Origin of the sequence: Nitrospira sp., from assembly GCA_016788885.1 — a bacterium.
Lineage (GTDB): Bacteria > Nitrospirota > Nitrospiria > Nitrospirales > Nitrospiraceae > Nitrospira_A.
This window is the reverse complement of the sequence record JAEURX010000003.1, coordinates 1-9,305: the sequence shown is the minus strand read 5'-3', so window position 1 is coordinate 9,305 and position 9,305 is coordinate 1. Positions and strand designations below refer to the sequence as shown.

4 protein-coding genes are annotated in these 9,305 nt (G+C 56.7%); 2 read left to right on the top strand and 2 right to left on the bottom strand.

The window, feature by feature from the left end:
* Nucleotides 1-393: 393 nt before the first annotated feature.
* Both JNL86_00110 and JNL86_00105 read left to right on the top strand, forming a co-directional pair.
* Nucleotides 394-2,856: a CHAT domain-containing protein gene (locus tag JNL86_00110; GenBank protein ID MBL8041303.1), complete on the top strand. Its 2,463-nt coding sequence runs from the start codon at nt 394-396 to the stop codon at nt 2,854-2,856.
* A gap of 425 nt (nt 2,857-3,281) precedes the next feature.
* The gene (locus JNL86_00105) at nt 3,282-3,875 is read left to right on the top strand and encodes a hypothetical protein (GenBank protein MBL8041302.1); all 594 of its coding nucleotides are present in this window, start codon (nt 3,282-3,284) and stop codon (nt 3,873-3,875) included.
* A 56-nt stretch (nt 3,876-3,931) separates the two neighbouring features.
* Here JNL86_00105 and JNL86_00100 read toward each other — a convergent pair whose 3' ends face one another.
* Together JNL86_00100 and JNL86_00095 are read right to left on the bottom strand one after the other, a co-directional pair.
* Nucleotides 3,932-5,719 (bottom strand): ShlB/FhaC/HecB family hemolysin secretion/activation protein, encoded by a 1,788-nt coding sequence (locus JNL86_00100; GenBank protein MBL8041301.1) that lies wholly within the window; start codon nt 5,717-5,719, stop codon nt 3,932-3,934.
* A gap of 75 nt (nt 5,720-5,794) precedes the next feature.
* Complete coding sequence (locus JNL86_00095; GenBank protein MBL8041300.1) at nt 5,795-8,626, bottom strand: filamentous hemagglutinin N-terminal domain-containing protein; 2,832 nt, start codon at nt 8,624-8,626, stop codon at nt 5,795-5,797.
* Nucleotides 8,627-9,305: the final 679 nt, after the last annotated feature.

Sequence of the window (9,305 nt, the reverse complement as noted above, 5' to 3'; positions counted from 1 at the left end):
TGGAGACAGCTTATTCATATAGCACCCATTACCCCGTCAATCAGCAAAGACTATTGTCGTTCTCACGCCGCCAATGGAGTCCACAAAATATAGACAATACCGCTCTCCTTGTCGAGGAATGCCGCGGCAGAATACACGTATCATGGCCAGGTTTCTTCTCTCCTCCGGCAATGTCCATTGCACCAGTCCTGGCTTCCCGATACAATCGTGCCGGGCATCCAAGTGTTGTTCTTCAGATGGCATCTTGCCGTAGAAAGCAGATCCGCGTGATGCTGTCGATCGGCCGGGAAAGAAGGAGGTTGCGTCATGGCCAAGGTGCTTGAACCTCCAACCGTTCACAACAGACCCCTAGCGCCCCCCTCTCACAGCCCGGCATCTTACGTGATACCCAACATGAAAACCATGACGCTCCTTGCGATCTTCTTGGTCTGCATCGTAGTTGCCGGTCAGGCCTGGGCACCAGGCGCGCTCGCACAAGAGACGGTCTCTCCCGAGAAGCTGATGGAGCAGGGGCAATCCGCCTATCAGCAAGGGGCCTTCACCCAAGCCATGCAGTATTGGACCGAGGCCGGCCGGCGTTATGAACGGGACGGCAACACACGGGAGCAAATCAAGGCGCAGGTGAATCTCACGCAAGCCCTCTATCAAGCCGGACATTATAAGGAAGCGGGATCGATCCTTATTGATTCCGGCAAGCTCGCGGATCGAATCGGAGATCCGCTCCTCAAAGCCATTGTCCAAGGGCGGCTCGGTTCTGTCTTATTTGCCCTGGGCGACAATGAGCAGGCGTTGCGGGCAATCGAAGAGGGTCTCGCTTCAGCCAGAGCGCTCGACAATTCGGCCCTTGCCGCGACGATGCTGAACGATCAGGGCAACATTCTCACCGCTGACGGGCGATACTCTTCTGCCGTGGCGGCCTACACCGAATCGTCCATCCTGGCAAAAGCCTCGCACCAACCATCATTGACGACCATCGCCCTGATCAATGCCGGCCGGGCCACGATTCAAGAAGGGTCACTCACCACGGCCAAGGCGCGCTTGGATATCGCCGCACAGGAAATCTCCTCCATGCCGGACTCGTTCGACAAGGCCAACGCCTGGCTCAGCCTTGGGGATGCCTATGAAGAGATTGTCCAACCTCGCATCGGCGACGTCTCTTCGAGAAATGTGGTGCAACGGACCCTCCTCGCGGCCAAGAGTTCACGGGGCGTTGAACTGCAGCCGGGGACACCTCCGACGCAAGGGCCGGCTGCGACCACACCTCCACCTGATAAACAGCCCCCTCAAAAAATGCCCGGCACCTTGCCCGCCCCACCCATCCTTCGCCTGGCGGCGGAGGCCTATTGGAATGCGATCCAGGTCGCGACCAAGATCGGGGATTCACGGAATGAATCCTACGGGTGGGGCTACTTGGGTCATCTGTATGAGACGCAGCATCGCACGGATGAGGCGCTGGACCTGACCAGACGAGCCATCCTCGCCGCTCAACAGGTCAGCTCTCCGGAGTCCCAATACCGTTGGCACTGGCAGACCGCCCGCCTGCTGCGGAGCAAAGGCCAGATCAACGAGGCGATGGCGGCCTATCAGCGGGCGATTGAAACGTTGCAACCCATCCGGTCGGAGTTCATGGTGGGCGGCCAAAATCGCCGGTTTTCCTTTCGCGAGACGACCGGCAATCTGTTCTTTGAGCTGTCAGATCTGTTACTGCAACGAGCCTCGTCCACACCTGATCTAGCGGCCCGCCAGCATCTGCTCACGCAGGCGCAGGACACGGTTGAGCTCTATAAAGCAGCGGAGCTGCAAGATTATTTCAGAGATGAGTGTGTCGCGACGGCCCGTTCGACGAGTACGGCGGTGGCCCAGGAATCCAAGTCCACGGCTATCGTCTATCCCATTATCCTGGCAGACCGCATGGAGCTGCTCGTGAGCATGCCGGCCGGACTGAAACAATTCATCGTGCCGGTGACCGGCGAGCAGCTGACGGAAGAAATACGCGCCTTCAGACTCGGCCTCGAAGAACGTTCCAACAACACCTATCGTCCCCATGCTCAGAAGCTCTATCAGTGGTTGATTCGCCCCATGGAGGCGGACCTGACCGATGCGCACATCACCACACTGGTTTTTGTACCGGACGGACCGCTACGGACGATTCCGATGGGGCCCTTGCATGACGGCACGAAGTTTTTGATTGAACGGTATGCGGTGGCAACCACGCCGGGGCTGACACTCACGGATCCGCGCCCGCTCAACCGGAAGCAGATCCGCTTGTTCTCCATGGGGTTGACCGAAGCGGTGCAGGGTTTTCCGGCGTTGCCCTATGTCGGCAATGAATTAAAGGCGGTTCAGGCTATTTACGGTGGGAAACAGGTGCTGAATGAAGAGTTTCGTTCAAGGAAAGTCGAACATGACCTCAACGAGCAGCCATACAACATGATCCACATTGCCTCCCACGGCAAGGTCGAGAGCGACGTCACGAAGAGTTTTGTGCTCACCTTTGACGACCGCATCACGATGGATCGCCTGAGCCATCTCGTGGGATTGTTCGAGATGCGCACGGTGCCTCTCGAATTGTTGACGCTGAGCGCCTGCGAAACGGCCGCCGGGGACGATCGAGCAGCCTTAGGATTGGCAGGAATGGCGATCAAAGCCGGTGCGAAAAGCGCCCTCGCGACCCTCTGGTTTATCGATGACGAAGCCACGGCCGAGCTCATCACCGAGTTCTATAAGAATCTCCAGGACCCAGCCACATCCAAAGCGATGGCACTGCAACAGGCGCAGCTCACGCTGCTGAAAAACCCCGAGCGAAGCCATCCCAGCTTGTGGGCACCTTTCCTGTTGATTAACAATTGGTTGTAACTCAACGCACGACCGCACCTTCTGCAGGCACTTTCTGTCTCAGTCTGATGCTCCCCCACGAGCATAACGGAACTCGTCTCCCTCGGTTCCCCTTCCTAGCCAGCTGAAAATCGCCTGCTATAGTTGATGGAGAGCGATGCTGCCTGTGGCATTTGATCTCCCCCGCCGACGAGCATGCCGCTTCACGGATTCTGATGAGCAATTCCTCTTCTATTCCCATGCCTGCCTTCCGCATCTCTATCTTGATCGGTCTGTTCGTGCTTTCGAATTCAATCAGTGAGGCTCGTTTTTCACTCGGAGCAGACACCCTAACCGCCTCCTCCACATGGCCTTCCCTCGCATATCTTTCACCAAAAGAACACACTCACGCCAATCTCATAAGGGAAGAATTCGGATACTTTCCGCGGGTCGAAACAGGTTTTCTCGTGGCGACGGTGGAGGACAGTCCCATAACCGGCGCGAGAGCAGGCTCTGTCACGCTCGCCCGCAGGCAGCCCCCCCTTCATTCAGGAACCAGGACCACCGTGCTCGGCGACCTCTACCTCGCCGACGACCATCCCATCGTGGCGGCAGAAGCAGCCCAGCTCCTGGCCTCGACCGCCCTGCTCCTTGATCGAGATCCGATCGCACATCTGACGCTGGAGGCCTATTGCGATGAGCGTGGGACAGAGGCCTATAGTTTCGTAATCGGCGAGGCCTGGGTATCAGATGTGAGCCAACGATTGCAGGAAATGCGAGCAGAAGAGACGCAGGTAACAACAGTCAGTTATGGTCTACAGCAACCGGCTTGCCAGGAAAAGTCAACGACCTGCTGGGAAGACAATCTGCGCATGAAATGGTCCATCCGCCTACTTTCTCCCGTCGCGTCCCAACAGGGCTGTCTAGTTCGACTCAAACTGGCGACCAGCGTTCCGCTTGGCCACCAGGCCCTGCTTGCAGCCAGTCCTACCCACTTGCAGCGCATTCAGCAGGGTGAATCATACGCGAGCGCAGCTTCCCGCACTTCACCTCGACAATAGCAGGGTACTCGAGGCGGCTCGGCTCAAATGCACAACCCCAGGCTGGAGCCCTCTGGTTACATCACGTTGAGCACGAACTGAAGATGCACCCCCTCATCCTGCAAGCCGTTATGAGGGTTCGAGACATGACTCGTTACGAGACGCCTTCCCCAGTACACATTGAGATTTGCCACCGTGCTGATATTGAACCGGAGTCCGGCGCCCACGCTCGCCAACGTTTGCGGATCGCCGCTCACTCCCTTGGCCGACCAGGAATGGCCGACATCCGCGAAAGGACAGAACTGCACGTAAGGGAATCCTTCGCTTGAACTCCACACAGGAAAACGGGTCTCAAACTGATACACGAAGGCGTTGTCCCGAAGCAGGGTATTTTCGCGATAGCCCCGCACGCTGTAGCGGCCCCCCACCGCCATTTGTTCGAGAGGAAACAGGTGGTCATTGGCGAGCTGCATATTGAGAAAGTTTAATATTTCGATACGCGATTCAAAACGCTTCAACCATTCTGCCTGCCCGAGCCAGGAAAAAAACTGACCATCCGCCGCTCCCGGCGCTCCGTTTACGGTCGCCCCCAGCACATCCACTCCCGTGGAGAAACGGGAGCGCACCGAAAATACGGACTCCGTCGTCCGGTGAGTCCATTCCTGAATGAAGCGGAGCGCGGCGACGTTCCCGAAGCCGTTCTTCATGCCGTTGACGAAGTCGAACGGGGTGCCAAGGAGGCTATTGGCATTCTGCTCGTATTCGCCCACGAGCGCGATCGTGACCTCGTCGTTCAGCGTGCGATAGACCGGCTGGCGTAGCGACAACGTGAAGATCTGGGTTTCGCTCTTGATATCGAGCGGCCGAAACGGATCTTCCACCACTTTAAACTTAAAAAACCGGTAGCCCGCAAAGAAAGTGGTGTCGTATCGGTTGAGGGGAATCGCATAGGAGGCATCCACAGCCGGGAACACGCCTATCTTCGCGGGTGAAACCTGACCCGAAGCCCCGAAACTCATACTCAACACATCGCCACGGCCCGTGAGGTTGCGATGGGCCATCGTCCCGCGCAGTTGATTTTCGCCGACCGTGGGGTTGATGTAATTGTTGTACTCGACATAGGCCCTGACGGGATTCGCCTCCTGCACCGCGACATCCAACAGGGCTTCACCAGGGACGGCGCCCGGTTTCAGTTCCGCGTTCAACCGCTGCAGCCGGTCGTCCTGCAAGAGCAGCTGGAGCCGGTCCCGGAGCGGGTTCATGTTAAACGGAGGTCCCGCACTCAGCTCAATGCGGTCGCGGAGGTACGACGGCCGAAACCATTTGGTGCCTTGAATTCTGACATCGCTGAGCCTCCCTTCAATCACCTGCATCGTGATCGTGCCCTCAACCACCGCTTGATCGGGAAGCACAGCCCCGGAATTCGGATAGCCCTTATCGATATAGGCCAGCGTGATGTGCCGTCGCAGTTCCTCCAAGTCTTCGGTCGTCACCTCCCGGTTTTCGTAGGGAGCGGTGAGTTGGGCCAACTCCTCCTGTGACAATACCGTGCTGCCGACCACATGGATCTGTCGGACAAAAACCTGCAACAGCGGACCCTTCTCGCGGAGATCTCTCGGCGAAGGTTGTACAGGAGGAAGAATCTCCGTGGGAGGCTGCTCCGGACGCAGGGGTTTCTTTTGTTCCACCGGAGGTGGAAGGCCGGATCGGCCGGAAGGATCGATCACGGGGGGCAGGCCGACCTGCGCATAGTCAAGCTCAGGTATCAACAGACTGCAGGCAACCAGCATCAAGAGTTGGAAGAACACGGCCCGGGCACAACCGCTCCACCCTCTCTGCATGCTGTTCGGCTGCGAGGAAGGCATAGGCTGATGCTCCGTGGCGTAATGGATGGTCCGCTCCTCTTGTCTCTTGACGATCAGGTGCCTCACATTGGTGCCTTACGATCGGCAGCCGAAAAACACTGTCAGGCTGCGATACGGCGTCTGCTCGAACCCAGGCAATCCGAGACGGATTGCGGCGAGGTTAGGCGATGACTGCAAGACGGTGCCAGACGATGCCTCATCGAGCTCCAGCAGCAGCGGGCTCGGAATCAGGTCGCCTGGTTGCGGCGGCACGCCATCCCGTGCCCCCTGCACGAAGCTGCTGAATTGCCCGCCCTTCTCGGCAGCACAGCGCTGGCCATAGAGATTGGTCGCCACCGCAAAGGCTTGCGGCAAGGGAGCAATGGCCCCGGACAGTTGCTGAAAAGGAGCCTGGATGTTGACGGTTCCACTAACCCCCGCTGGTCCCGCCGTTGCGTCGAGCACACTCCCCGGCTCTTGAAGAACCACGCCACCGATAATGGTGATCGCGCCGCCTTGCCCTGCATTGGCCTTGGCCAGTATCTGGGAGTTGCCTTGCATGATGACAAATTGAGGATGCGCAGTATCGATGGTGATATTGCCGCCATTGGATCCTGGGGGGCCAGCTACCGAGCTCGTCAGCGTGGCGCTCACGAGCCGCACCATATTCGGAGCGGTCAGTGTGATATTTCCGCCAGAGGCTTGGGTCGCGAAGGTAGAGACCTTACTGTTTGCGACAGAGATACTGTCACCGGAGACAATCGTAATATCGCCTGCATCGCCAGGAATACTGCCTTGAGGCAAAATAGCCGTACTGCTGCTTGATATTGCAGCACCATTTGAGAGATTGAAGGCACCTCCAGCATTCAGCACAATATTTCCTGCTGGTGCCACGCCACTCGTGTCCGCCGTTACTTGAGCTCCATTGGTGAGATCAATGTTTTGTGCTCTTATGGAGATATTTGTGCGACTGGGAGCTCCCCCGCTGATGGTCGTGGTACTGAGGAGGCTATTGTCAAGAACCACGTGAGTTGCCGGAGGTGGAGTCCCCTCTGCCGCAATGCCCTGAACTGTGATTACTCCAGGGACACCAAACAAACCTGGTCCGCTATCTATCCCTGAAGAGGATACTATTGCGGGTTCTATAGTAGCGCCCGTTTGGAGCGCACTGATATTGAGAGTTCCAACATTAAAGGTAATAGATGGTGCTCCCGCCGTGCTACTATCCGTAAGAATCTTTCCTCCCTGCATGGTAATCACCGGAGCCGTCAGCGTGACGGTCCCTGGCGCGATGCTAAATTTATTGGTCGTCTGAAGAATTGTGGCCAATAAATTGATCTCATTTCCTGCGCTGAGAGTCATCGCACCAGCTGCTCCTAAACCCGGATGCGTTAAGGTGGAGTTTTGAATATTTATTCTGTCCGAAGACACAATCACAAAGTCGCTGGCAAATTGATCGCCTGAAGCTCCCGTATATGTGGACCGATCAATGAGAACTTCTCTTGCATTAATGGTAACGCCACCGCCTGTCCCACGACCTGACCCCAGACCCACCAGGTCGTTTATCGTACTAGCTTGCAGGTTGACAAGACGGGCCTCAGGGGCTGGCTCCCCTATCCCCTGAATATTGAGTCGACCAGCCACCGCTTGCTCAAGTGAACTGCCGGTATCCAACCGAGAGCCGTCTGCAACCAGAGCTCCCACATTCAAGTTGATCGTGCCGGGTTTTATCAGGTTATCGAGGCCAAGTCCGGCCTGACCGAAACTAAAAAAACCCGGCGGCAAGTCGGGCGGAAGGGATCCGGTCTGTATTAGACTGTTTGTGAAGGTAAATTGATCAGCAGTGATCGTGACGCCACCAGCCTGTACATCACCACCAGGATGGGTATCAAGGAGTTGAGCATTCGGATCAAAGCGGTCTTTCCCTTCGAAAACGAATCCTCGGCTCGTAGCTTCTAGAGACGAATCGCTCATCTGAAGTTGTCCAGCGCGGATGTAAATAGGGCCGGCTGCCACGTGAACATTGTTCACGTCTTGACTGGGATTTAGCATTCTCTGGTTTGTGCTGGTGTCCACACTCGCACCCTGCGAGAGGACGACCCTTCCAAAATCCGTGAAACCCACGAATGTGGACGGAGCAAATGGACCATTCGAATTGTTGAGAGCTACTTCCCCCGCCGACGCGACGCTTACAATGTTGATCCGACCGCCAGGAGTAGAGAGGGAGCCCCCCGTCATTGTGACTCCAGCGGGCACGTTGACACTTGGGGTAACGGGGTCAGGGAATGTGCGGTTTCCCGCAACTAATGAGAGAGTCTGACCATTGGGCACGGCCAGGTTGCTACCCTTGACCGCGATTGCTGCCGGATTGGAGTTTAAGAATCCAAACGCCGTTACAGCCGCGCTGGTCAGTTGGCTTGTCTTGCCCAAATCGGCATAGAAGCGATCATTGCCGCTGCCAAGCCGCAAATAGTCCGCCGTGCTGAAGTGCACCGATCCGCCTACATTGAGGGAGGCCGTGGGGCCGAATACGATGCCGGCCGGGTTAATCAGCCACAAGGCCGCAGTTCCAAACCCTGCCGTCTGAATCGCCCCATAAATATTCGAGGTCTGTCCTCCCGTTACTCGACTCAGAATATTCGTCGTCGAAAGTCCGGAGTCATTTTGAAAGACAGCGCGGTCATGTGTGCCAACACTGAAGTCGCCAAAGCTGTGGAAGAGGTTCGTGCCATTGCCCGGTCTGGTTCCACCGGTAATGTTGTACGTCGGCACTGGCGCATTGGGGCTAAGGGCCACATTGGTGTTCAGCCCGGAAGACGTAATTGACGTGGTTTGCCCGAAACCGACCGATGCCCATGCTAACGGAACCAGCCCGGGCAGGACGCTCAGCAACCAAACGACTCGCCACGAATAGTGATTCTGGGCCATCTGAATCCTCTTCCTCGCCGATTGGCTATTCAAGAGGGTTTTCTGCTCGCTTTTGATTTTAGCGCCATTGCGCCTGTAACGGGCCCAAGCTTTCGTCCACCACAGCTTCCATTCATGGCTGCCCCCAGATCCTGCAATCAAGTTTTCACCCTCTTGAGTTCATGCTGCTGACACGCCACCGACAATTGCTTCCAATATCGGATTGCCACCCCACGCACACCTTGCTGCAGTCGCCTTCGATCCCCCACGTCTCGCCCGCGAGTTTGTATGTATCAAACCCTGTGCCTAACAAGCGAGGCTCACCACACCCTCGCAACTCATGCGCAAATAGACGGTGATAACAATTCTTCAGAGCGCTGAATGATGGCGCAAAGGGCAGGATGCTACAGATGAAACCTCAGGCGCTGAGGCAAGAAGGGACAGCTGATTTGAAACGAACTTTGAATAAGAAGGATGCTCATCACTTGGGCAATATCGCACGGACATCTGACCTTCCCCCCGAAAACTAGACCACTGGCTTGGAAGTTCTTCTGTGCTGTTGAGACCTCCCCAGAAACTAGACCGCTGGAAGCTGGAAATTCGGTGCCTCCTGCAGCCCGGTTTGAGCCGCCTGTTCGACAAACTCCTGTGGTGTTAAGTTCCCGAGCGACCCATGCGGCCGACGCTCATTGTAGTCGAT